The organism is Actinoplanes xinjiangensis, from assembly GCF_003148685.1.
Lineage (GTDB): Bacteria > Actinomycetota > Actinomycetes > Mycobacteriales > Micromonosporaceae > Actinoplanes > Actinoplanes xinjiangensis.
Genome location: NZ_QGGR01000005.1, coordinates 267330 through 290499 on the forward strand (window position 1 = coordinate 267330; position 23170 = coordinate 290499).

Annotated in this window: 27 protein-coding genes; 8 read left to right on the forward strand and 19 right to left on the reverse strand. The window is 71.4% G+C overall.

Features of this window, described 5'->3' with window-relative positions; all coding sequences use genetic code 11:
* Nucleotides 1-19 precede the first annotated feature (19 nt).
* The gene (locus tag BC793_RS13580; RefSeq protein ID WP_109592851.1) at nt 20-1231 is read left to right on the forward strand and encodes a replication initiation protein; all 1212 of its coding nucleotides are present in this window, start codon (nt 20-22) and stop codon (nt 1229-1231) included.
* Here BC793_RS13580 and lexA read toward each other — a convergent pair.
* Nucleotides 1162-1860, reverse strand: coding sequence for a transcriptional repressor LexA (gene lexA, locus BC793_RS13585; RefSeq protein WP_109592852.1), 699 nt, complete (start codon nt 1858-1860; stop codon nt 1162-1164). The genes BC793_RS13580 and lexA overlap by 70 nt on opposite strands.
* Before the next feature lie 125 nt (nt 1861-1985).
* Between lexA and BC793_RS13590 the strand changes: the two genes are divergently transcribed.
* Nucleotides 1986-2492, forward strand: coding sequence for a hypothetical protein (locus BC793_RS13590; protein WP_109592853.1), 507 nt, complete (start codon nt 1986-1988; stop codon nt 2490-2492).
* A 112-nt stretch (nt 2493-2604) separates the two neighbouring features.
* Nucleotides 2605-3072, forward strand: a complete 468-nt coding sequence (locus BC793_RS13595; protein WP_109592854.1) for a MaoC family dehydratase — start codon at nt 2605-2607, stop codon at nt 3070-3072.
* A 26-nt stretch (nt 3073-3098) separates the two neighbouring features.
* Here BC793_RS13595 and BC793_RS13600 read toward each other — a convergent pair whose 3' ends face one another.
* Nucleotides 3099-3680 (reverse strand): DUF4232 domain-containing protein, encoded by a 582-nt coding sequence (locus BC793_RS13600; RefSeq protein WP_158319239.1) that lies wholly within the window; start codon nt 3678-3680, stop codon nt 3099-3101.
* A gap of 97 nt (nt 3681-3777) precedes the next feature.
* Between BC793_RS13600 and BC793_RS13605 the strand changes: the two genes are divergently transcribed.
* Nucleotides 3778-4323 (forward strand): hypothetical protein, encoded by a 546-nt coding sequence (locus BC793_RS13605; RefSeq protein WP_158319240.1) that lies wholly within the window; start codon nt 3778-3780, stop codon nt 4321-4323.
* Here BC793_RS13605 and BC793_RS13610 read toward each other — a convergent pair.
* The 5 genes from BC793_RS13610 to BC793_RS13630 all read right to left on the reverse strand — a co-directional run bounded on the left by BC793_RS13610 (nt 4238) and on the right by BC793_RS13630 (nt 10166).
* Nucleotides 4238-5488, reverse strand: a complete 1251-nt coding sequence (locus tag BC793_RS13610) for an MFS transporter (protein WP_239169982.1) — start codon at nt 5486-5488, stop codon at nt 4238-4240. The genes BC793_RS13605 and BC793_RS13610 overlap by 86 nt on opposite strands.
* On the reverse strand, nt 5485-6033 hold the full coding sequence (locus BC793_RS13615; protein ID WP_109592858.1) for an ArsR/SmtB family transcription factor: 549 nt from the start codon (nt 6031-6033) through the stop codon (nt 5485-5487). The genes BC793_RS13610 and BC793_RS13615 overlap by 4 nt, the downstream gene beginning before the upstream one ends.
* Nucleotides 6034-6372: 339 nt before the next feature.
* Nucleotides 6373-7713, reverse strand: a complete 1341-nt coding sequence (locus BC793_RS52265; RefSeq protein WP_203896175.1) for a hypothetical protein — start codon at nt 7711-7713, stop codon at nt 6373-6375.
* A gap of 84 nt (nt 7714-7797) precedes the next feature.
* Nucleotides 7798-9054: a hypothetical protein gene (locus BC793_RS13625; RefSeq protein ID WP_203896176.1), complete on the reverse strand. Its 1257-nt coding sequence runs from the start codon at nt 9052-9054 to the stop codon at nt 7798-7800.
* A gap of 56 nt (nt 9055-9110) precedes the next feature.
* Nucleotides 9111-10166: a hypothetical protein gene (locus BC793_RS13630; RefSeq protein ID WP_109592859.1), complete on the reverse strand. Its 1056-nt coding sequence runs from the start codon at nt 10164-10166 to the stop codon at nt 9111-9113.
* Between the two features lie 162 nt (nt 10167-10328).
* Here BC793_RS13630 and BC793_RS13635 point away from each other — a divergent pair, with 162 nt between their 5' ends.
* Together BC793_RS13635 and BC793_RS13640 are read left to right on the forward strand one after the other, a co-directional pair.
* Nucleotides 10329-11153: a rhamnogalacturonan acetylesterase gene (locus BC793_RS13635; RefSeq protein WP_109592860.1), complete on the forward strand. Its 825-nt coding sequence runs from the start codon at nt 10329-10331 to the stop codon at nt 11151-11153.
* Between the two features lie 48 nt (nt 11154-11201).
* Nucleotides 11202-12068, forward strand: coding sequence for an alpha/beta fold hydrolase (locus tag BC793_RS13640; protein ID WP_109592861.1), 867 nt, complete (start codon nt 11202-11204; stop codon nt 12066-12068).
* A gap of 6 nt (nt 12069-12074) precedes the next feature.
* Here the strand turns inward: BC793_RS13640 and BC793_RS49545 are convergent, their stop codons facing one another.
* The 7 genes from BC793_RS49545 to BC793_RS13670 form a co-directional block, all read right to left on the reverse strand.
* Entirely contained in the window at nt 12075-12227 is a 153-nt protein-coding gene (locus BC793_RS49545; RefSeq protein ID WP_158319241.1) for a hypothetical protein, read from the reverse strand.
* A gap of 36 nt (nt 12228-12263) precedes the next feature.
* Nucleotides 12264-12632 carry a hypothetical protein gene (locus BC793_RS13645; RefSeq protein WP_146246256.1) on the reverse strand — a complete coding sequence of 123 codons (369 nt, stop codon included), beginning with the start codon at nt 12630-12632 and terminating at the stop codon, nt 12264-12266.
* 40 nt (nt 12633-12672) lie between these two features.
* Complete coding sequence (locus tag BC793_RS13650) at nt 12673-13662, reverse strand: branched-chain amino acid ABC transporter permease (protein ID WP_109592863.1); 990 nt, start codon at nt 13660-13662, stop codon at nt 12673-12675.
* Nucleotides 13659-14519: a branched-chain amino acid ABC transporter permease gene (locus tag BC793_RS13655; RefSeq protein ID WP_109592864.1), complete on the reverse strand. Its 861-nt coding sequence runs from the start codon at nt 14517-14519 to the stop codon at nt 13659-13661. Before BC793_RS13655 ends, BC793_RS13650 begins: the two co-directional genes overlap by 4 nt.
* 146 nt (nt 14520-14665) lie before the next feature.
* Nucleotides 14666-15343 carry an ABC transporter ATP-binding protein gene (locus BC793_RS13660; RefSeq protein WP_109592865.1) on the reverse strand — a complete coding sequence of 226 codons (678 nt, stop codon included), beginning with the start codon at nt 15341-15343 and terminating at the stop codon, nt 14666-14668.
* Entirely contained in the window at nt 15340-16140 is an 801-nt protein-coding gene (locus BC793_RS13665; protein ID WP_109592866.1) for an ABC transporter ATP-binding protein, read from the reverse strand. The genes BC793_RS13660 and BC793_RS13665 overlap by 4 nt, the downstream gene beginning before the upstream one ends.
* Entirely contained in the window at nt 16137-17297 is a 1161-nt protein-coding gene (locus tag BC793_RS13670) for an ABC transporter substrate-binding protein (RefSeq protein ID WP_109592867.1), read from the reverse strand. The genes BC793_RS13665 and BC793_RS13670 overlap by 4 nt, the downstream gene beginning before the upstream one ends.
* 79 nt (nt 17298-17376) lie before the next feature.
* Here BC793_RS13670 and BC793_RS13675 point away from each other — a divergent pair, with 79 nt between their 5' ends.
* On the forward strand, nt 17377-18189 hold the full coding sequence (locus BC793_RS13675) for a PaaX family transcriptional regulator (RefSeq protein WP_109592868.1): 813 nt from the start codon (nt 17377-17379) through the stop codon (nt 18187-18189).
* A gap of 52 nt (nt 18190-18241) precedes the next feature.
* Here the strand turns inward: BC793_RS13675 and BC793_RS13680 are convergent, their stop codons facing one another.
* From BC793_RS13680 to BC793_RS13700, 5 genes are all read right to left on the reverse strand, one after another.
* On the reverse strand, nt 18242-18937 hold the full coding sequence (locus tag BC793_RS13680; protein WP_109593044.1) for an HAD family hydrolase: 696 nt from the start codon (nt 18935-18937) through the stop codon (nt 18242-18244).
* A gap of 81 nt (nt 18938-19018) precedes the next feature.
* Nucleotides 19019-19819, reverse strand: a complete 801-nt coding sequence (locus BC793_RS13685; protein ID WP_109593045.1) for a slipin family protein — start codon at nt 19817-19819, stop codon at nt 19019-19021.
* Nucleotides 19820-20025: 206 nt separating this feature from the next.
* Nucleotides 20026-20913, reverse strand: a complete 888-nt coding sequence (locus BC793_RS13690; RefSeq protein WP_109592869.1) for a DUF6910 family protein — start codon at nt 20911-20913, stop codon at nt 20026-20028.
* Nucleotides 20914-20933: 20 nt separating this feature from the next.
* Complete coding sequence (locus tag BC793_RS13695; RefSeq protein ID WP_109592870.1) at nt 20934-21365, reverse strand: PPOX class F420-dependent oxidoreductase; 432 nt, start codon at nt 21363-21365, stop codon at nt 20934-20936.
* A 141-nt stretch (nt 21366-21506) separates the two neighbouring features.
* On the reverse strand, nt 21507-22736 hold the full coding sequence (locus tag BC793_RS13700; RefSeq protein ID WP_146246257.1) for a hypothetical protein: 1230 nt from the start codon (nt 22734-22736) through the stop codon (nt 21507-21509).
* A gap of 120 nt (nt 22737-22856) precedes the next feature.
* On the opposite strand from BC793_RS13700, the gene BC793_RS13705 reads away from it, so the two are divergent.
* Nucleotides 22857-23147 carry a hypothetical protein gene (locus BC793_RS13705; protein ID WP_146246258.1) on the forward strand — a complete coding sequence of 97 codons (291 nt, stop codon included), beginning with the start codon at nt 22857-22859 and terminating at the stop codon, nt 23145-23147.
* Nucleotides 23148-23170 lie beyond the last annotated feature (23 nt).

The following is a 23170-nucleotide window of genomic DNA, read 5'->3' on the forward strand; positions in this document are numbered from 1 at the left end:
ATCAGTCGTTGCTGTCGACGTGAGTTTCTCGTTCCGGCACGGCGACGTGGCCGTGCACATCACCGTCGACCCGGCGGACGGCCACAGCGCCTGCCGCCTGCCGGGCGCCACCACCGGCGGTGAGACGATCCTCTACCCGCCGGCGCACGCCGACCTGGTCCTGCCGGTCACCGACCCCGGCGACGTCGAGCTGCACTACCGGCCCGGTCTCGGCAGCTGGCGCTCCGGCCTCAGCGAGAGCGAGTTCAGCCGCTACGCGGGCATCCCGTACGGTCTGCTCGGGCGCCACCTGGTGATGTTCCTGTGCACCGAGGCGTTCCGCTGCCGTACCCGCACGATCAACCTGCACCCGCACCGCGTCTACGCGTTCCTGGCCGCCCTGGGCTCCCTCTCCGAACAGACCGTCCGCGGCGGCTGGTTCACCGAACTCGAGGGCCAGCTCCAGCGCACCCTCCGCCACGGCTGGATCGGCGAACAGCCCGGCGCCACCGGAACCCTCGTCTCCACCCGCAGCCGCCGGAACCACGGCCTTCTCGACTCCACCGCGGCATGCCCACCGGTGATCACCCTGGACGCCGAGTTCGCCAAGTCGGCCCTCCGCTGGATCCCCCTCGACAGCGAAGCCGTCCGCGTCCTCAGCCGCCACTCGTGCACGGCCCTCGACGTGTACGCCTGGCTCACCTACATCGGCACACACCTCGACGAGGCACGCGAGTTCACCTGGGAATCCGTGCACGCCCGCTTCACCGCGCTCCCGCCCGCCGGGGGCCTCTCCCCCGCGGCCGGTGCCTCTTCCGCCGGTGATCCGGCCGCCTTCCGGCCCGTCTTCGAGGCCTGCCTGGAGGAGATCCGCAAGGTCGCCGCCATCCGTCGGTCACCGCCGACGCCTCCGGCGTCCAGATCCGCCCGGCCTCCGGGTGCGTCGGCTCGCTCCAGAGCGCGTGGCCTCTCCCTCGCTGACCCCCATCCGGTACGAGCCACGAACAGAACCGTCCCCTACACCGCGACGCCAGCCGGCCACCGGATCACAGCGCGACCGCCGGGCGTATGCGACGGTCACCGGGCCACCCGCCCACCGGCCACGCCGGCACACCAGCCGTCCCCGTGTCATCGGCTGGTGTGCCGGCGCCCATCCCTCCGCCGCCGCGTGCCCCGTCGGGGTCAGAGGCGGCGGAAGACACTGACGACCTTGCCGAGGATGACGGCGTCGTCGGCGGGGATCGGCTGGTAGGCCGGGTTTCTCGGGAGCAGCTCGGTGTGGCCGTCACGACGGCGGAAGACCTTGACCGTGGCCTCGTCGCCGATCATCGCGGCCACGATCTCCCCGTTCTCGGCGACCGGCTGCTGACGGATCACGACGACGTCACCGTCACAGATCGCGGCGTCGACCATCGAGTCTCCCTTGACGTTCAACGCGAACAGCGTGCCACCGCCGACCATCGCCGCCGAGACGGTCAGATGGTCCTCGACGTGCTCCTCCGCCAGGATCGGTGCGCCGGCGGCGATGGCGCCCAGCAGCGGGATCGTCACCAGCCGCCGCTCGGTGCCCGGCCGCTCAGCACCCCCGAACCGGCTCCCGTCATCGGGCCGCCCGCCGCCGGCTGTCCGGTGCTCGGGCGCGGGCCGGCACAGCTCGACCGCGCGGGAGTTGTTGGGCTGCCGACGGATCAGGCCGTGTTTCTCGAGGACGCCGAGCTGATAGGAAACGGACGATGGCGAGACCAGCCCGACGGCGGCGCCGATCTCCCGGACCGTCGGTGGGTAGCCACGCTCCCGGACCCACTCCTCGATCACCGCGAGGATGCGCAGTTGGCGGACGGTCAGAAGAGGACGACGATCTGCACCGCTGTCGATGCTCATGGCGGCACCCTACCCCATGATTAGATCAGATGTACTAATCGTGACCGGAAACCGCACGTTCGGGGGACACCGGGCCGGGCCCGACGCCCGATGTCCTCGGGGCCGTGACTGGCCAGGATCATCCGATGCCGACCATCTGGGAGTACGCGGACCAGGTCGCGGCGGGTGACACCGGTTCCTGGCTGGCCGCCACCCGGCGCACCGCCATCCTGCTCGCACCGACGCACCCCGTGATCACCCTGCCGCGGCGGGTTCCGGTGCACCAGGTACTCGTGCAGACGACCTCGCTCGTCGTCTACGGGCGCACCTTCGGCTCCCGGGTCCCCGGCCACATCGTCTCCGGCCCGGAACTCGCGGCCTGGGTCACCGAACACGCCCTGCCCGGCCCGAACACCGCGCCCGGCAACCTCGCCTCCGCGGTCCGGCGACTGCTCGACACGGTCGCCGGCATGCTCCGGGCCGCCGGGCACCAGGTCCCCGACCCGGGACTGCGCTCCCTGCACCGGCACTCCCAGGACCCGGTGATCCAGCAGTGGCACGACCTCACCGACGTCGACGACGCCTTTCCCGGCCCCCTACTCTGCCTCGGCGTAGCCGCCATGTCCGACACCTTCGGCCCGGCCATCGTCTGACTTCGGCGGCGGGGCTCCGCGCCCGGGAACCGTCGCCCAGTCACCGGTCTCCGGATGGTGCGGGGGGATGAATGCCGGCGGACCGGAGGGACGGGGTCCCTATGCTTCGCGCATGACACGGTTCACGGGGATCGCAGACCTGCTCGCGCGGGACGAACTCGGCACCAGTGGGTGGCACACCGTCGACCAGTCCCGGATCGATCGGTTCGCCGAGGTCACCGGCGATCGGCAGTGGATCCATGTGGATCCGCGGCGGGCGGCCGGCGAAGGGCCGTTCGGCGGCACGATCGCACACGGGGCGCTCACGCTCTCGCTGTGCGTCACGTTCCTCACCGAGATCCTGCACGTCGACGGGGTGACGTTCGTCGTCAACGGCGGCTTCGACAAGGTCCGGTTCCAGGCGCCGGTCCGGGCCGGGGCGCGATTGCGCGGTGTGGTGCGTCTGCTGGAGTCGCGGCCGCTCGGGTCCGGCGCGCGGATCGTCGTGCGTACCCGGGCCGAGATCGAAGGCGAGAAGCGGCCGGCCTGCGTGGCCGATCAGGTGCTCGCCCTCTACACCGGGCCGGGCCCCTCCGCATGAGCCCCGGAGTCACCCGCGGGTACGGCTCAGGAGTTCGCCGGGGCGGGGGCGGCCGCCTGGAGGGAGCCGATACGGAGGGCCGCGATCCCGATGCCCCGCCCGTCGGCCTCCGGGAGGTCCACCGAGTCGGCGGCCACGCCGGTGGAGTCCGGGTCGGCGATGAACTGCCAGGCCACCCCGACACCGCAACCCCGGCCGCCCGCGGTGCAGGAGTCCCACTGGAGGAGGGAGCGGGCACTGGCGCCGGGTTGCAGGACGATCGCCGGTCCGGCCTCGCCGACCTTGCGGGTGGGCACCTTCACGATCTCGCCGGGCGGCGTGACCAGGGCGACGTCCGCCCAGCCCTGGATCCGGCAGGCGCCGCCGGCGGTGTTGGTGAGAGTCAGTACCGCTTCGCGCACCGGGGAACCGCCCTGTCCGGTGACGGTTCCGGCCAGGTCGTCGGTGAGGCAGTCGGGACCCGGTACGGCGGTGTCCACGGCACCCGCGGCGGCCTCGGTGGCACCGCCACCACCGACGAGGGCGACGGCGACACTCGTGACGAGCAGGGCCGGGGTGAGGGCCATGAACGTCCGGAGGGCGATGGAGCGCGGGCTGTTCCGTGTCATGGCGGTTACTCTTCCGAAGGCGCCGGGCCGTTGATCGACCCGGCTCGACGGCTGGCACGAAGCCGGTAGCGACATCCCGTGTGGAGGATCGAAAGACATGCCCCAACCCTGGTCACGGACCGTTGACCTGCTCGGCCGGGAGCGGATCCATGACATCGTCGTCGTGGCGATCCAGGATCCGAAGGCCCCGGAGGAGCCCGCGGATCCGATGGGTGAGGTCTACCTGCGGCTCGACCACGGCTATCTGAGGTTCTCCTCGGTGAACGGTCACGGTGGTCTGCTCGCCGAGCACCTGGGCGCCCTCGATCTCCAGTCCTACCGTGACGAGTTCCCGGGCAACGTGGTCATCCCGGTCCGGGTGGGCAACCACTTCATGGGCGAGGCGTGGGAGACGCGGTGCGTCCGGATCGAGTACCTCACCAATGAGGAGTCGGACCTCGATCAGGGCATCGTGCGCAGCGTCGAGCTGGTCCTCGAATACGGCCACCGGATCGTCCTCGACCCGATGTACACCTGGGGTGTGCGCGTGGGTAACACCGACCCGTGGCCGGATGCGATCACCGAAGGGCCGTGGACGTTTCAGCGTCACTCGGTCGACTGCCCGCCTCCGCCAGGGGCGGCGCACGGCGTACCGAAGGACTGAGGGTCGCCGCGATCGCGGCGCCGAGCATGATCGCGGACAGCGACCACAGCGAACCCGTCGTGCCGGCCCAGGTCAGCATCAGGCCACCGGCCAGGGATGCGATCGGCATGACACCCCAGGTCAGCGTGCCGGCGGCGCTCATCACCCGGCCGAGCAGCTCGTTCGGGACCACGACGCCCGCATAGGTGAAGATCACCACGTTCCAGAGCGGGCCGACGAATGCGGTGAGCGCCCCGATCATTCCGATCTGCCAGGGGCTCGTGGTCAGCAGGAACAGGGGCAGCAGCGCGGCCCACACCCAGTTGACGCCGACCAGGACCGTGCGGAACGACACGATGCGATGCAGGCGGCCCGCCGCGAACGCGCCCAGCAGCCCGCCGGCACTGTAGACGCCGAGCATCAGGCCGATGTCCGATGCGGATCCGCCCTGCCGGCCGGCCAGCACCACCAGGACCAGGATCAGTGCCTGGAAGACGAAGTTGCTGGCCGCGATCAGCAGCATCGACGCCCGGATCAGCGGGTTCCGCCAGACGTACCGCAGGCCGGTGACCGCCGCACGCACCAGCGGCTCGGCCGGGCCCTCCGGGGGCTTCTGCAGATCACGGCGGAGGAAGAGCAGGCCCACGGCGGCGATGAGATAGGAGATGCCGTCGATCAGGAACGGTGCCGCCCGGTCCAGTCCGAACAGGGCGCCGCCGATCGGTGGGCCGGCCAGAGTGGCGCCCCGGCTGCGCGCCTCGTTCGCCGCGATCGCCGTCGCCAGCTGGCCCGGTGGGACGACCATCGGCAGGGCGGCGTCCTGGGCGAGCCCGAAGAAGACGAAACACACACCCTGGATGAACGCGACCACACACAACTGGGCGATCGTGAACAGGCCGGACCAGATCGCCAGCGGGACGCTCAGCAGCGCCACGGCGGCGACGATCTCGCTGATCAGCAGGATGAGCCTGCGGTTCCAGCGGTCGACGAGCGGGCCGGCCGGCAGGTTCGCGATCAGGTGCGGCAGGGTGCCCGCCGCGCCGACCAGACCCGCGTCGAGCGGTGAGCCCGTGGTGGCCAGGACCAGCAGGGGTGTGGCCGTGCTGCTGATCGCGGCGCCCAGGCTGGAGATCACCTGGCCGCTCCAGAGCAGGGTGAAGTCGCGGTTGCGCCAGAGCGACGTCACGACGGCGTGGGGAACGCGTTGAACAGGACGGTGATCAGGCGGGCCCCGTCGGAGGCCTCGGCGGGGTAGCGATGCCAGCGGCTCATGAAGGCGACGTACTCCTCGGTGAATCGGGCCAATTCCTCGGCGGTGAGGGTGGTGGTGCTGTTCGAGTGCATGGCCGCCTCACCGAAGGCGCCGAACGACTGCGGGTCGGCCAGGAAGGTGTGCAGGTCCTGCTGGGCCTGGTCCATCCACCGGCGCCCGATCGCGTCGGCTGCCGCGGCGATCGCCGGATCGTCCGACTCGAACGGCAGGCGCAGGTCGAGCGGGATCGGCTTCCAGTAGCGGCGGCGGCCGGCGGACCGGTCGGTGTCCTCCTCGATGAACCCGAATCGCTCCAGCTGCCTCAGGTGGTAGCTGGTGGCACCCCGGTCGGCCTCGAAGCGGGCGGCGAGGTCGGCGGAGGTGGCCGGGCCGAATCGGTTCAGGTGGGTGAACATCTGCTGCCTCAGCGGGTGGGCCAGTGCCTTCAGCGAGTCGATGTCCGTCAGGTTGCGGCGCATGAGTGAGAAGATATCTTTGCAAAGACTTCTTCTCAACCCCCGTGTCAGTGAGAAGTCACCGATGACCCCGAAGGTTCCGGCTGGTTCTCACCGCTGTCTCAGCGGTGCTGAGAGACCGGTGAGAACCAGCCGAGGTCTTCGGTCGGTCGCTGAGGCAGCGGTGAGAACCAGCCAGGGCCTTCGGGGCGCTGAGACAGCGGTGGGAACCAGCCGACTACTGCGGACCGCTGAAACTGCGATGCGAACCAGCCGAGGGCTCCGGACTCCTGAGACAGCGGTGGGAACCAGCCGGGAAGAGGGTGGGCCGCGCGGGCCGGAGACGTCGGGTCGACGGTGGTATCAGCGGACGAACAGCAGGAAGAGACCCGCCCAGGTGCACGCGATCATGAAGAGGACCAGCGGCAGTTCGTCGGCCACCACGGCGAGGGTAGGGCGCCGCGCGGCGGACGTCAGCGAATGGTCGTGGGCGACGATCACGCCGATCGCGTGCCCGATCAGGATCAGCGCGATCTGCGCCGTGGCGATCGCGGCCGGTGCCGGCTGGGGATCCCAGCCGGCCGTCGGGAGGCCGAACAGCAGCAGGACGCCGCGTGGGGCCTCGACGATCAGCAGGGACAGATAGTGGGCCAGCGTGTAGCCGACCGCGATCGGGATCAGCGACAGGGAGACGTCTACGCGGCCGGCGGTCCAGCGGACGGCCAGGAAGACCAAGGCGCAGAGCAGGACGAGGGCGGCTGTGCCCGGCAGCAACGGTGACCCGGCGCGCTCGATCACATCAGCCCAGACGGGGGACGCCGAAACGCTGTCGAAGACGGTCGACCCCCACCAGACCGCGATGAATCCGGCGATCCCGGCAGCGGCAAGCGGAGTGGCGGCGGTGCCGGAGGCGGTCGCGGCGGCGGTAGCTGTGGCGGCGGTGCTGGCGACGCTGGTGGTGGTGGCGTTGGCGGCGCTGGCGGCGCTGGTGGTGGTGGCGGCGGTATTGGCGGCGGCGGACGGTATCGGGAGCGGTGGGGCGGCGGCCAGACCGGAGAGCGGCTGCCGGTGGCGGAGCGGGCTCAGACGGCCGGCCAGGGCGGAGTAGACCTCGAAACAGTCGCCGCGAGCGAACCACTCCTCGCCCCGGTAGAGCGCGAGGATCACCTGGCTCAGGGCGTACCCCGTGATCCATAGGCCGACCGCGACCGGATCGCCGTGGTGCGGCACCAGCAGCTCGAACCAGACGAATGCCAGCAGGAACGCGGTCGCCGGCCAGGATGAGCGGGGGCGGCCGGGTGGCAGCGGGCGCAGCCCGTGCCGCGGCAGCCCCAGCAGGGTGAAGATCGTGCGCAGAGGGTTCACCGCCCGCCACACCGGCCCGAAGATCACGCTGATCGGAATCAGTCCCACCCAGAGCCAGACGAAGAGGGCGTGCGCCGCCGGGTTCCCGTCGCGCGGGCCGGCGACGGCGAACCCCGTGACATACAGAGCCAGCACCAGCACCGGGTAGCGCAGCCATCGGGCCACACCGAACCGGCGCGGTTCGGACGGTTTCAGCCGCGGCGTGCGCCACCAGAGCGCGGCGATCAGAAACGACACCACGACGGTCGCGGCGCCGGCCTGCAACACCAGATCGAGCGGCAGCGGCAGCCCTTCGGCGCTGCCCACCCCATGCGCGAGCGGCGCCAGCGGTCCGGTCACGGTCGTCCCTCTTTCACCAACCACGAGGGGGTACGCCGTGCACAGCCCCCGACCGCAACCACCCCGCCCGTGGCGCCAAGGGTGTCACGCCTTACCTGCCGTAGGCGACTGCTCCGGAGAGACCACCCCGACATCGCCGCCCGCCCCGGCGACCGACCCACTCCCAGCAACCGCGCTGTCCTCAGCGACCGACCCCCTCGCAGCGGCCGACCCGCTCTCAGCAACCGACCCGTCCACAGCAACCGATCCACTCACAGCAACCGACCCGTCCACAGCAACCGATCCACTCCCAGCAACCGACCCGTCCTCGGCGACCGAACCACTCCCAGCAACCGACCCGTCCACAGCAACCGATCCACTCACAGCAACCGACTTACTCTCGGCGGCCGATCCATCCACAGCGACCGACGCACTCCCGGCGACCGACCCACTGCCAGCAACCGGCCCGCCGGCAGGCTCGCCGGTGGGTGAACCGCTGTCACCGGCGGCTTTCCGGGCCAGGTCGCCAAGCACTCGGGCGCCGGCCACGGCAACGCCCGCGCCGAGCCCGAGGGCCAGAGCGACCAGGATGCGCTCGATCACCGCCGGACCTTCGAACGGGAGGACGGCGCGATGGAACGAGGTGACGTCCGGGAGGACGAAGACCGCGGTCAGGGCCGCTCCCCCGCAGACCGCCAGAACGCCCGCCGGCCGGCCGCGGAAGGTGGTCACCGCGCCGCCGATGATCAGGGGCCAGGCGAGGAGGTTGATGCCGGCGGCGCTCAGGAACGTGCCGGCCGGTGGGGCGGACTCGACGGCCAGGGTGGAGCCGATCACGTGGGCGATCGAGGCGGTGGCCGCGACGGCTCCGGCGGTGGCGAGCAGGAGGTCGGCCCGGCGGGTCCGGCGGGACAGCAGGACGGTCGCCGTGGCGGTGAGGGCGGCCGCGAGCCACCAGAGTGGGGCGGCGGGGCGCCGCTCGCCGACGAGGGTGCCGGTGACGACGACGGTGGTGCCGGCGGCGTCCAGCGGGATCGTCCACGAGACGGTCTTCCCGGCGGCGACCGAGCGGCCGTCCGGGGTGGAGCGTGTGTCGATCCAGGTCAGCTCGGCGCCGGGTGGGATCGTGGCGGGTGTGGCCGTACCGCCGCCGGGGTTGATCGTCACCGGGCCGGTCGTGCCGTTGCGCAGCCGCAGCCGTGCGCCGTCCTCGATCGCGGTGATCTCCAGGCCGGGGACCGCGGGGAGCACCGAGACGACCCGCCCCCGTGCGTCGGTGGCCGTGAGGCCGCCCGCGTGCGCCGCCGCGGGCCCACCGGTGACGGCGAGCACGCCGGCCACCGCGAGCAGCGCGGACAGCATGCGAACAGCCCGGCGGCGACCCGGGGACAGGGCGGAGCGGGGCGGGTGGGGGTGGATCACCTGGGCAGGTGCTGGACGCTGCGGGCGACCAGCACGGTGGCGGCACCGGTCAGGGCGGTCAGGGTCAGCAGGCCGGTCACCATGTGGATGTTGAACCCGGTGCCGCCCTCCTGGATCTTGCCGACGAGCAGCACCGTACCCCAGGCGACCGGGGGTGTGACCAGGCCGAACAGGATCCAGCGGCCGTTGCTCGGGATCTTCAGGAGGGGGGTGACCAGGCGCCACACGACCTCGATGGCGAAGGAGACGGCGGCCAGGGTCAGCGCGGGCCACCAGTCGTCCTTGGAGTCGAACATCAGGTGCATGAGCACGGCGATGATCGCGACCAGGACGGACGGGAGACCGAGCGGGAGTGGCCAGCGGCGGCCGATGACGATGAACGGCAGGAGCAGCAGGATGGTGCTGACGACGTAACCGTGGACGAGCTGGGCGTCCGGCGAGAAGATCGGCACCGGCTCGTGACCGCTGCCCAGGTGGCGGAAGCCGATCGCCGAGGCGTGCAGTGAGTAGATGTGGACCGGCAGGACGGCGAACAGGGTGGAGACGCCGACCAGGAAGCCGCCGCTCAGGCCGAGCCGGTCACCGGGGCCGGCGGCGAGCATCAGCGACGGGCCCATGGCGACCAGGGCCATGCCGAGGATGATGAACTCGTGGCTGGGGCTGACGAAGATCTCCATGTCGCGCTCGATGCCCCAGATGTTGTGCCACAGCGTGTCGACACCACCGCCGACCAGCAGGAACGCCATCCCGGCCAGGGGCAGGCGCAGGGCGTTGGGCAGGGCGAGCACCGACCGGTAGGTGGGGATGCCGGGCAGCCGGGACCGCATGATCCAGAGCAGGGTGAACCCGGAGGCGGCGATGCCGGAGTAGAGCACGCCGTGCCACGGCGTCCAGAACGTCTCCAGCTCGGGGGTGGTGGCATGCGCATACGCGTCGAGCTGCAACCCGATGACCAGCCAGGCGCCGGCGACCAGCAGCACCCATCGCTCGCGAGCGGTGAACGACGCCCCCGCGTCCTCCGTGGGCCGTGCCCGTTCCACGGATGTCGTCACGATAACCACTCCTCTGTTCGAATCCGGCGACCGTAACCTACATCGCGCGTGTTACATGAATCGATCCCCTCGCACCACCCTTTGGTCAACGCCGTTCTGATAGCGCTCCACCAGCAGGAAAGCGCTTGCCTACATCGACGCTCCTTGATTGAATGTGTCGTCATGCAGATCCAAAGGAGAACGTTGCTCCGCGCCGGCGTCGGCGGGGCGATCGCCGGTGCCCTCACTCTCGCCGAACCGGCCCTCGCCGGTCACCGGCCGACCGTCTTCGTCGCCGGGGACTCGACCGCCGCCACCTACGCGGTCGCCGACCACCCCCGGGCCGGCTGGGGACAAGCCCTGCCCGTCTTCCTGCACCGCCACGTCCGGGTGGTCAACGAGGCGCTGTCCGGGGCCAGTTCCAAGAGCTTCGCCGACCTGGGCCGCCTCGACCGGATCCTCGCCGCGATCCGGCCCGGCGACGTGCTGCTCGTGTCGTTCGGGCACAACGACCAGAAGACCACCGATCCGGCCCGCGGCACCCTCCCGTGGACCACGTTCCAGGAGTATCTGCGGCTCTACCTGGACGGGGCGCGCGCCGCCCGCGCCCGGCCGATCCTGGTCACCCCGGTCGAGCGCCGACGGTTCACCGCGGACGGCACGCCGTATCCGTCGCACGGCGAGTACCCCGACGCGATGCGTGCCCTCGCCGAGGCGACCCGCACCCCGCTGATCGACCTGACCGCGCTGTCGTTCCAGCGGTGGGGCGCGCTCGGTCCGGAGGCCACCAAGGAGGACTTCCTGTGGCTGGAGGCCGGTGAGTCGGTCAACCACCCGGACGGGGTGCAGGACAACACGCACTTCCAGGCGCACGGCGCGATCGAGGTGGCCCGGCTCGTGGTCGCGCACGGTCGCGGGATCCCCGGCCGGGACGGGCGCGCACTGCGGCGTACCGCCATCCCCGACGACGTGCTGCGCTGGCCCGCCACCCGCCCGGCCGAGAGCTGATGTCGCGCGGGGTCCGACCGGGCCCCGCGCCCGGGTTATGGTCGGCTCATGACCCAGCCTGCGACGCACACCCTGGACGCTCCCGGCGCTGTCATCACCTACGACGTACGCCCGCCGTCGGCGCCGTCCGCGGAGCCGCCTCTGATGCTGATCGGCTCGCCGATGGACGCGAGCGGTTTCGCCACCCTGTCCGGGCACTTCAGCGACCGGACCGTGATCACCTACGACCCGCGGGGCACCGCCCGTAGTGAACGCACCGACCCGGCCCCGGAGTCGACGCCCGAGCAGCACGCCGACGACATCCGTCGCGTCATCGAGGCGGTCGGCGGCCCGGTCGACCTGTTCGCCAGCAGCGGCGGCGCGGTCAACTCCCTCGCGCTCGTCGCCGCCCACCCGGACCTGGTCCGCACGCTCGTCGCCCACGAGCCGCCGGCGGTCCGGATGACACCCGACCACAAGGACGCCGAGGCCGCCGTGCTCGGCATCCGCAGCCTGTACGAGCGGTCCGGCCTCGGCCCGGCGATGGTGAAGTTCATCCAGATCGTCTCGCTGCAGGGCCCGGTGCCGCCCGGTTTCGCCGAGGAGATCGGCCCCGACCCGTCCGCGTTCGGCCTGCCCACCGAGGACGACGGCACCCGCAACGACGCGCTGCTCGGCCAGAACCTGGTGACCTGCTGCCTCTACGAGCCCGACTTCGATGCTCTGCGGGCCGCACCGACCCGCATCGTCATCGGCGTCGGCGCCGAATCGGCGGGCGAACTGGCCCACCGCAGCGGCCTGGGCGTCGCCGAGCGGCTCGGCCTCTCCCCCACCGTCTTCCCGAGCAACCACGCCGGCTTCCTGGGCGGCGAGTACGGCCAGCACGGCGACCCGGTCCCGTTCGCCACCACCCTCCGCCAGGTCCTGGCGACCTGACGAGGGTCAGGCCGAGTCGAACAGGTCTTCCAGCATGGCCCGCGACCTGGCAGGCAGGGGTTCGTTCGGAAAGAACCGCTCGCTTGCCGCGCCACCGACGATGAACAGGTCAGCCACCACGCCGCGGCGCACCAGTCGATCACCGAGCGGTGAAGGCACGCTCCAATTCTGCTCAGCCGAGCAGGGCGTCGTCGGTCATGCGGCCTCGAGGTCCCGAGCGGAGAGGTAGACACCATGCTTCCGGAAGGCTGCGGGCGCCCAGACGAGCGCCTCCATCCGCTTCGACCGCAGTGACGACGGAAACCACGGCGTCTCGAGCGTGCGCGTCTGAGTCCAGGCAGGAGGGGCAAGGTCGTGCTGCTCCGCGATCGCCGCGAGCAGTACATCCCAGTTGGGCTCACCTGTCAGAGCGGGCTCACCGGCGAAGAGCGGTGGCTGCCGATCGGCGGGCTCCCAGCGATACTCCTCCAGGAACTCCCAGACGTACTTCCATCTGACCTTCTCATCGGTCTCCCGCGAGAGGTGACCGGCGAGGCCGGCCATCGTCATCGGCTGGTAGCTCATGATCACCTCATTCGTCGAGTACACCGCGGCGCCCTCGATCCTATGACGGCCGTCGGCCGGTCCGGCGGAGGGCGGGGACCAGGCCCCGCGGGAGATAGAGGACGCAGACGATCAGGAGTACGGCGTAGACCGCGTAGGAGAGGACACTCGGCGCGTAGTCCGGCATGCCCGGCTGGGTGCCCAGCGTGTTCAGGACCTGGACCAGCAGGATGATCACGGTGGCGCCGACGACCGGGCCGGCGATCGTGCCGAGGCCGCCGACCACGGCCATCACCACGAACTCGATGGAGAGCAGGACCGGGAACGAACCCGGGGACAGGTAGCCCAGGTAGAAGGCGTAGACGCCGCCGGCCAGGCCGGCCATCGCGGCGGACAGGGTGAAGACGGCGAGGCGGTGACGGCCGATCGCCACCCCGCTGGCGGCCGCCGCGGTCTCGCTGGTCGCGGCGGCACGGAGGGCGCGGCCGGGGCGGGAGTCGACGATGTTGCGCGCGATCAGCAGGGCGGCGGCCAGGACCAGCCAGGCGGCGTACGCGTAACCGAGATCGCGGAGTTCGACCCCGAGGACGGTGAGCCGTGGAATGCCCTGGAGCCCGATGGCACCGCCCGCCCAGTCGGCCTGTGCCAGCAACGACAGCAGGATCAGCTGGACGGCGAGGGTCGCGAACGCCAGGTGGTGGCCGCGCAGGCGCAGCAGCGGGGCGCCGAGGAGCACCGCCGCGACGGCCGCGGCCACCGGGGCGAGGGCCAGGCCGAGCAGCGACGGCACGCCGTGGACCGCGGGCAGCGCCGCCGCGTACGCGCCGATGGCGTAGAAGGACGCCTGTCCCAGCGAGACCTGTCCGGCGTACCCCATCAGCAGCGAGACGCCGACGGTGACCGTGGCCGCCAGCAGGAGCAGCACGAACGTCGCGAGATGGCGCTCCGGCAGGAGCGGCGGCAGGGCCAGCGTGAGCACCGCGACCACCGCGATCGCCCACCGGTTCACCGTGCCGCCCCGGCCGCGTGCGGGCGGAACCGGCCCACTCATCGGGCGGTCTCCGGGACCGGGCCGGTGCGGGCCGCCTGGACGATCATGACGGTGAGCATCAGCACCAGGGCGACCTCCATCTGGTAGGCGCCGCCGCCGTAGCCCGCGACGAGCGTCTGGGTGACGCCGAGCAGCAGGCCGCCGGCCAGGGCGATCATCGGCCGGGTCAGGCCGCCGAGGACCGCCGCGGCGAAACCGTTGACGATCAGGGTGACGTCGCTGTCGAACGTGACCTGCTGGACCGGTGTGGTGAGGACCCCGGCCAGGCCGCCGAGCGCGCCGCCGATGGTGAACGCGAGCAACCCCATCCGGCGGACGTCGATGCCGACGACCTGCGCGGCGTAGCGGTTGGAGGCGCACGCGGTCAGTGCCCGGCCCAGGTCGGTGCGGGCGAAGAACCACGCCATCAACGCGAACACTGGTGCGGTCACGGCGAGGATCAGCAGGTAGTGGGCGGGAAGGCGGGCGCCGGCCACCTCGGCGACCCCGGTCAGGCCCGGGAAGGAACGGGGCTGGTCGCCCCAGATCAGGACCTCGACGGCGTACGCGAGAACGCCCAGCCCGAGAGTGACGATCAGCGAGGTTCCGGGGCTGGTGCCGGGGCGGCCGATCGCGACGACGCCGACGATCAGGCCCGCGAGCGCGCCGAGGGCCACGCCACCGAGCTCGGCGACGCCGTGCGGGAGGCCGGCAGCGAGGAGGGTCGACGTGAGCAGGGCGGCGAGGACCGCGAACCCGCCCTGCGCGAAGTTGACGACCCGGGTCACCCGGTAGATCGCGACCAGTCCACTGGCGACCAGCGCGAACCCGGCCCCGATGCCGAGCCCGGTGATCAGGTATCCGATCAGGTCACTCATCGCGCGCCTTTTCCGGCTGGTCGTCACCGCTGTCTCGGGTCCCCCGAGACAGCGGTGGGAGCCAGCCGGTCATGGGGTGACCGGGACAGCGGGGCGGGCCGGCCGGGGTCATGGGGTGACCGGGACGGGGGGCGGGCCGGCCGGAGTCATGGGGTCACCGTCACGTGGCCGCCGAGGTAGGCGGCGGTCACCCGCGGGTCGCGGGCCAGGGTGGCGGCGGGGCCGTGCAGGACGATGCGGCCGGACTCCAGGACGTAGGCGTGCCGGCACAGGTCGAGGGCGAGGCGGGCGTTCTGTTCGATCAGGAGGACGGACAGGTTCCGGGTGGCGTGCAGGTTCCGGAGGTGGCCGACCAGCGACGTGACGATCATCGGGGCCAGGCCGAGGCTCAGTTCGTCGATGACCAGGACCTCCGGGTCGGCCATCAGGGCCCGGCCGATCGCGACCATCTGCTGCTGGCCGCCGGAGAGGGTGCCGGCCCGGCGCGAGCGGATGGCGGCCAGGTCCGGGAGCAGGTCGTAGATGGGAGCGGTGTCGCGGCGACGTCTGCGCCAGGCGCCGAGACGCAGGTTGTCGTCGACGGTCATGTCCGGGAACATCTCGCGGCCCTCGGGGACGTGGGCCAGACGACCGTGGACGGTGATCGTGCCGGAGTCCGGGCGGATCAGGCCGCAGAGAGCTTTGACCAGGGTGGACTTGCCGGCTCCGTTGGCGCCGATCAGGGCGGTCATCTCGTTCTCGGCGACGGCCAGGGTCACGTCGTCGAGGGCGGTGGCACCGGCATACCGGACGGTCAGGTTGTCGATCTGGACGGCCCCGGTCATCCGGCGACACCTTCCACGCCGGGGTGGGGCTCGCTCGGGCGTACCGTCTCGGGTCCCAGGTATGCGGTTCTGACCTCGGGGTTTGCGCGGACCTCGGCGGGGGTGCCGTCGGCGATGACGCGGCCGAGGTCGAGGACGGTGATCCGGTCGGCGAGGCGCATGACGAAGGCGACGTCGTGCTCGACCAGCAGGATCGTGAGGCCTTCGGTGCGCAGACGGGTGATCAGGGTGGCGAGGTGTTCGCGTTCGGCGGCGCGCAGGCCGGAGGCCGGCTCGTCGAGCAGGAGCAGGCGCGGCTCGCCGCAGAGGGCGCGGGCCAGTTGGAGGGATCGTTGCTGGCCGAGTGGCAGCTCCTCGGCGGGGCGGTCCGCCCAGTCGGCGAGGCCGACACGGTCCAGGCAGGTCAGCGCCTTCTCCCGGATGCGGCGTTCGTCGCGGTGATGGCGGGGCAGGCGCAGGGCGGCGGCGAGGAACCCGGCGCGGGTGACGGCGTGCGCGCCGACCATGACGTTCTCGAAGGCGGTCATGCCGTGGAAGACGCGGGCGGTCTGGAAGACGACGCCGATGCCGCGCCGGTGGGCGGGGCGGCGCTCGACGCGGATGCCGTCGAGCGCCACCGTGCCGGTATCGGCGGCCAACTGGCCGCCGATCAGGGCGAACAGGGTGGATTTTCCGGCGCCGTTCGGGCCGATCACGGCCCGCAGCTCGCCGGCGGGGACGGTCAGGCTCACGTCGCGGACGGCGTAGACGCCCCCGAACGCGCGGGAGACCTTGTCGACGGTCAGTTCCACCGTCACTTGAACCGGCCTCTGGTGAAGTCGGTGGGTACGAACTTTCCGCCCTCGATCGTGTTGACCGCGATGAAGTCGGTGGTCAGGCCGGAGTGGTCGGTCGCGGAGTAGGTGTAGGTGCCGTTCGGGGTGGTGAGGGTCAGGCCTTCGAGGGCGTCGCGGACCTTCGCCCGGTCGGTGCCGCCGGCCTTCTCGATCGCGGCGGCCAGCAGTTTCACGCCGCTGTAGCCGTCCTGGGCGAACTGGGGTGGCGGGTAGCCGTACTTGGTGGTGAAGGCGCTGGTCAGCTCGTCGACGGCGGTCTTCAGCTCACCGGCGGGGAGGTGCTCGCCGACGACCCCGACCGAACTGGCGATGATCGCGCCGTCGGCGGCCGGGCCGGCCGGGTCCAGGAACAGTTTGCTGGCCTGCGAGCCGGTCAGCATCAGCGGGATGGTCAGGCCGGACGCGGCGTACCCCTTGGTGATCGCGACGGCCGGGGCGCCGGTCCCCCACAGCATCAGCGCCTGCGCGTCCGACGACCGGACGTGGGTGAAGATCGCGCCGAACTCGGTGGCGGTGGTCTGGAACTCCTCGATCGGGCCGAGGGTCACGCCGTACTGGGCGGCCTTGGCCTGCATGCCTTTGAAACCGGCGACCGCGTAGCTGCTCTTGGTGTCGTAGGCGACGGCGATCCTGGTCAGCTTCGCCGACTGGAGGTACTGCAGGGCGGCCTCGGCGTAGGTGCCGGACAGGGCGGGGACGACGAAGACGTACGGATGGATGGGGTTGACCTGCTCGTCGGCCGGGGTGAGCGAGACGTAGGGGATCTCCTCGCGGTCCACCAGCGGGATGGTGGCGAGCGCGGAGTTGCTGAACGGCGACCCGATGATGGCGTCGGAGCCGTCCTTCAACTCGTTGAACGCGAGGACCGCCTGGTCGGGCAGGCTCTTGTCGTCGCGGACGGACAGTTCGATCCGGCGGCCCCCGACGCCCCCGGCCGCGTTGATCTTCTCGACGGCGAGGGCCACGGATTTCTGATTCTCGGTGCCGAGCGGCGAGTAGTTGCCGGTGAGCGAGACGATCTGGCCGACCCGGATCGGGTCGTCGCCGTCGGCCGCCTCGTTGCCGCAGGCGGTCAGGGCTAGGGCGAGGGCCAGCAGGAGCGGCCCGGTTCTGCGCATGAGGAACCTCCTCGCTGAGGTTCATCGAAGTTAGGCTCTGTCTTCAACGGCCGTCAAGAAAGTGCCTAACATCTAGCGCATGCCGCCGAATCCCTCGACCCTGCTGCTCATGCTTCTCGGGGACTTCGTCCTGGACCGGGACGTGTGCGTGTTCTCCGGCAGCGCCATCGACGTCCTGGGCCGGCTCGGCGTCTCGTCGCACGCCACCCGGTCCACCCTGGCCCGGATGGTCAACCGGGGACTCCTGCGCCGCCAGCGGCACGGCCGGAAGATGTACTTCGGGCTCACCGACCGGGCCGCCGCGATCCTGCACGACGGCCGCTCCCGCATCTGGGAGACCGGCGCCGTCAACGACAGCTGGGACGGGACGTGGACGCTGCTCTGCTTCTCGCTCCCCGAATCCTGGCAGCGGCAACGGCACGACCTGCGGTCGCAGTTGGCGTGGTCCGGGTTCGGGCCGTTGCAGGGTGGACTGTGGATCGCCCCGGGCGTGGTGCCGGCCCAGTCGATCGTCACCGGGCTGGGGCTGTCCGCCCACGCGCGGGTGTTCCACGCCCGGGCGGCTGAACTCACCGACATCCGCGGCATGGTGCGCGACGCCTACGACCTGGAGGAACTCGCCGGTCGTTACCACGCGTTCCTGGCCCGCTGGGAAGGCCCGGCGCCGTTCGGTGACCCCCTCGCGGCCCGGATCGGTCTCGTCGCCGAATGGCTCGGCGCGATCCGGCGCGACCCGCGGCTGCCGGTCGCGCATCTGCCGCCGGACTGGCCCGCGGTGCGCGCCCAGACCCTCTTCCGCGACCTGGAAGCCGCCTCACTGCCGCCGGCGCGCGACCTCGCCGCGTCCCTCCTGGACCTTCGACCCGATGAGGTACGCGCCACGCGCCCCTAGACCATGCCGAGGTCGTCGGCCGGTTCCCGGTGCTGTCCCGAGGGCACCGGGGTCAGACGCCGAGCAGGGCAGCCGCCGACTCCAGATCGAGGGCGTGGGCGGTGGGAGCGGGCTCGTCGGGATCGGCGGCGTACTCACCGGTGAGGACCCGGATCGAACGGGCCCCCAGAGCCGCGGCCACCGCCATGTCCGTCGTGGGGCGGTCGCCGATCACCACCAGGTCGGACGGGTGGACGCCCAGGGTCTCGGCGGCCTGGCGCAGGCCCTCGGGGTGGGGTTTGCGCAGGGTGCGGCCGCCCAGTTCGTCGGTGATGACGATCGTGGTGAAAGCTTCGGCCAGCCCGGTGGCGGCCAGTTTGGCCCGCTGGATCGCCGGGTTGCCGTCGGTCAGGCAGGCCACCGGGTAGCGGGAACTGATCGCGAGCAGCGCGTCCAGGGCCCCCGGATAGCGGGGCAGCCGGCGCGGGCGGTAGGCGGTGAAGGCGTCCACCAGCACCGGGATCAGCCCGGCGGCCAGATCGGGGGCGATGCCGTAGGCGGCCAGCGCCCGGTCGATGGTGCCGGCCCGGTCCGACCCGGCCAGGAACTGCCGGCGGAGCGCGCGGCTCAACCGGACCGGGTCGAGCCCGGCGGCGGCCCCGGCACGGCCGACCGCACGGGCCGCGCCGTAGAGGTGACTGCCCTGCGGGAACAGGGTGTCGTCCAGGTCGATGACGACGGCCAGAGGGGGTCTCTCGATCAGGTCCATGACGGAAACCTCCACAGTCCGGGCATGAGTGATGGCGCGACCTGCCAGATCGGCCGCGCCATCACCGCAGTTGAGGGTTCGTCACTCGTTCACATGCTTGTCGAAGCCGATGTACAGGCGGGCCGACGCGTTCGCCCCGAGCGCACCGAGCGTCTCCAGCTCACGCAGCCGCAGCAGGGCCGGGTGCTGCGCGTACGCCTCGGCGGCGTCGGCGAGCCGGCGCAGCGCGTCGACCTCGGCGTCGGCGCGGATCCGCTTGGCCTCGGCGTCGGCCTCGGCGGCCAGCCGTGCGGCGTCGGCACGCGACGTCGCCTCCAGCAGTTCCCGGTCGGCCTTGGTACGGGCCTCGACCATCTGTGCCTCCGCCAGGCGCTGGGCGGTGAGCACCCGGTTCATCACGTCCTGAAGGTTGCCCGGGAACACCAGGTCCTTCACGTCGGCACGGATGATCTGCACGCCGTAGCCCGCCGACACACCCTCGACGTCACGCAGGATGTCCTCGGACAGCTGGTTGCGGTTGGTGAGGATGGCGTCGAGGTTCATCGACGCGAGCGACCGGCGGGCGGCGAGCTGCACGTCGCTGTAGACCCGGTCGCTGTAGTCCGACACCCGCTCGACGGCGGCCACCGGATCGGTGACCCGGAAATGCGTGATGATGTTGACCCGGACGGCGACCTTGTCGGCGGTCAGGATCTCCTGGCCCTTGATGTTGAGCTCACGCTCACGCAGGTCGACCTGGACGACGTCGACCGTGGCCACCCGGCCACCCAGCCGGCGGCGCCGCGGCAGCTCGTACCGGCCCGGCTCCAGGACCTGGTCGAATCGGCCGTCCACGTAGCGCAGGCCACGGAAACCACTGCGAATGATCACCTCGTCGGTCATCGGGTACACCTCATTACTTCATTGCTGCGATACATCGAAAGAAAGGGAGGCCCCGTAGCGGTTCCGATGGGAAGGATCGGTCGCGGATGATGGCAGCGGACAAGCCTGGTTTGATCGCCTGTGCGCCCGCTGCTTACGCGCTTTCTTCTGCAACCGCCGGGGCCGATCGCCATTCTTCAGTGCGCGGCGGCCGGTTCACAACGCATTTACCAGTGCAACCGCAGCGCGAGCCGGCGCGACGGGGTCTCGTGGTCGTCGGCGTCGACGACGGCCAGCAGCCGGGCACCGTCCGCGGTCGTCCCCCGCAGGGCCAGACCCTCCACCTTCTCGGCGCCGGGGATCTCGGCGAACACCGGCGGCTCCCCGTCCGCCCCGAGCAGGGCCAGCCCGGACGCCACCACCGGGCCGTCGTCGACCGCGTTCGGGGTGTCCTCGGCGGCGGCGCTCACCAGCACCCGGCCGTCGGGGAGCGCCACCGCGTCGGTGACCGCCAGCGCCACCCCGTGGGCGACACCGAGGTCGTACCGGCGTACCCCATGGATCTCGATGGTGTCCGGACCGGCCTCACCGCGCACCGCGGCGAGCAGCGCGGCCACCTCGACCTCCGCCGACGCCGTCGCCGCGCCGGCCGCCAGGTTGGCGCGCTGGAACCAGCGCAACCGGTCGCCGGCCAGGCAGGCGCCCTCCAGGTTGAGCTGGTCCTCGCGCAGCCCGAGAGCGGCGGCGACGGCCAGGTAGAGCGGTCGCAGATCGGCGACCGTGAAACCGTCGGCGCCGACCAGCGAGGCCCGCATCCGCGCCGGTGACGACCCCGAGCCCAGCAGCAGGACCTCGCCACCGGGAACCGCGCACGCCGCCTCGAAGTCGGGTTTGAGATGTTTGGTGCCGGCGGCGGAGCTGAACGTCTCCAGACCGTCGACCGGGTCGACCACCCGCAGCGCCGTGGTCGCGCCCGGCCGCAGCCAGGCCGCATGGGTGGCGTCGTCCTGCGCCACCAGCCAGCCGTCACCGAACGGGGCGATCGCCGAGGCCGCCCGCACCGGCGAGCCGTCGTCGAAGGTCAGTGCCGAGGTGTCCTCGATCTCCAGCCGCACGCCCCCGATTCTCGCATCCGTCAGCGCAGCCTGGCGCCGTAGACGTGATCCACCTTCAGCGCCATCAGGACCCGGCGGTCGTCGACCATGACCCGCCGGTACTCGGCCCAGTCCGGGTGCTCACCGGCCGCGGCCCGGTAGTAGTCGACGAGAGCCTGCACCTCGGGGCCGTCCGGGTCGTCGCCCGGGCCGATCAGCGTCACCGGGCCCTCGGCGGTCGCCCACGCCCAGCCGTCCGGGCTCGTCACCTCGAAGGCCGCCCGCGGGTCACGGCGCAGGTTGGCGGCCTTCGCCCGGTTCGCGGTGATCGAGACGTAGATGGTCTCGGTTGTTCGGTCGTACCACGGCGTCACCGGTGAGAGCTGCGGCAGACCGTTGGCCTTGATCGTGGCCAGGACACCGATCTTGGCTTCTGCAAGCAATTGACGAGGGTCGAACGAAGAGTCGGTCATATCCCTGCCAATCCTCGGGTGGGGTGCGGTATTCCGGGTTCCCGTCCGGATCGACGCCCGACCGGCGTGCCGGTCGGGCGTGCCAGTTGGGCGTGGCGCGCGGGCGTGGCGCGGCGGTTTCGGGGATCCGGGCGCCGACCGTCAGGCCGCCATGCGCAGGACCGCGGCGAACAGGACGGCGCCGGACAGCAGGGCGAGCAGCACCCGCGGCTGGCGCAGGCCACGCCACCAGGGCAGAACCCAGAGCAACGCCCACACTCCGAGGAAGCCGAGAACGTGGACGCGAATCACGCCCCAGGTGAGTTCCTCGCATCCGTTGACCGCCCTGACGTTGTCACACATCGACGGCGCGTAGCTGTCGGAGCCCAGGATCACGATGCCCCAGAACGCCACCAGCACCGGTGCCGCGAACAGCGTCACCACCGGAACCGAGATGTATCCCAGCCGGTCCCGTCGGCGGTCCGACATCCAGCGTTGCAGACCCCGGGGCCGGCCCTCGGCCTCCTCGTAGTCGTCGTCGCCGGCCTCTGCAGCTCCGGCCTCTGCCACTCCGGGCTCTGCCGTTCCACGCTCTGCCGTTTCGGACTCTGCTGTTCCGGCCGAGAGATCGGCGTCGGCATCGATGCCCATGGCGTCGTCGAAGTCAGGCGTGGTCTCAACGGCGGGGACGCGATTGCCGGCGCTCGTTGCTGCTGCCACCGCGGCAGCGAGGGCGGCCGCATCGGCGGCGGCGTCTGCGGCTTCGGCAGCCGCACGGGCGGCGCGGGCGGCGGCCTCCGCGGCGACTTCGGCGGCTGCCGCGGCGATCGCCGCCGCGGCGGCAACGTCAGCCGGCCCGACATGGATGCCCGCATCATCAGTGACCGGCTGGTTCTCGGTGGTCGGCGCCTTCGATACGGCCTCCTGGATCTCCGAGTGGTCCACCTCAGCAGCGACCTCGACCGGCTCTCCCGCGGCAACGACCTCGACCGACTCACCCTCAGTCACGACCTCCACCGAGTCCCCCTCAGTCGCGACCTCGACCGGCCACTCCCCCGTCACAACCCCAGCCGGTTCTCCCTCCGTCGCAACCTTGACCGGCACCTCCTCGGCCGCGGCCTCGACCGACTCCCCCTCAATCGCGACCTCGACCGACCCTTCCCCCGTCACAACCCCAGCCGGCTCTCCCTCGGTCGCAACCTTGACCGCCCCTTTCTCAGTCACGACCTTGACCGGCACTTCCTCAGTCGCGGCCTGCACCGGCGCGGAGTCGTCGTCGTGCACCGTGGATTCCGGACGCGCACGGACACCCCCGTCTCCGGGCGCGGCAGTGCCGGTGGTGGAGACCGTGCGAGATGATGCCGCGTCGGCCGCGGTGCTGAGTTCGGACATGAGGCGTGATCATAGACAGCCGTCGCCCTTTGTCGAATACCCACCGATCGGCAGGTGGAGCACGGTGCATGGACGTGCAGCGATGCCCCGATGTACGCGGATGGACAGGGTCCACGGGTGATGACATCAGTGCCCGGCCGGACGACGTTGATGGTCGCGGCAGCGATCCCGTTCGGCTTCATTCTGATGACGTTCGAGGACACGTGGATGAATGACCTGGCCGACGACGGCACCGGCCCCGTTCATGTGACGGCCGGGCTGTGGGCGGTCTTCCTGCTGTTCTTCCCCGGGGCGATGCTGTGGCGTTTCCCGCGTGCGCGGACGGCGGCGGTCGCCGGCTGGGCACTCGCCCTGCTACCGGCAGCAGGCCTGGTGGCCTGGGCCCACAGTCTGATGACGACTGCCGGCTGAGCCCGCCAGCGCTCGCCATCACC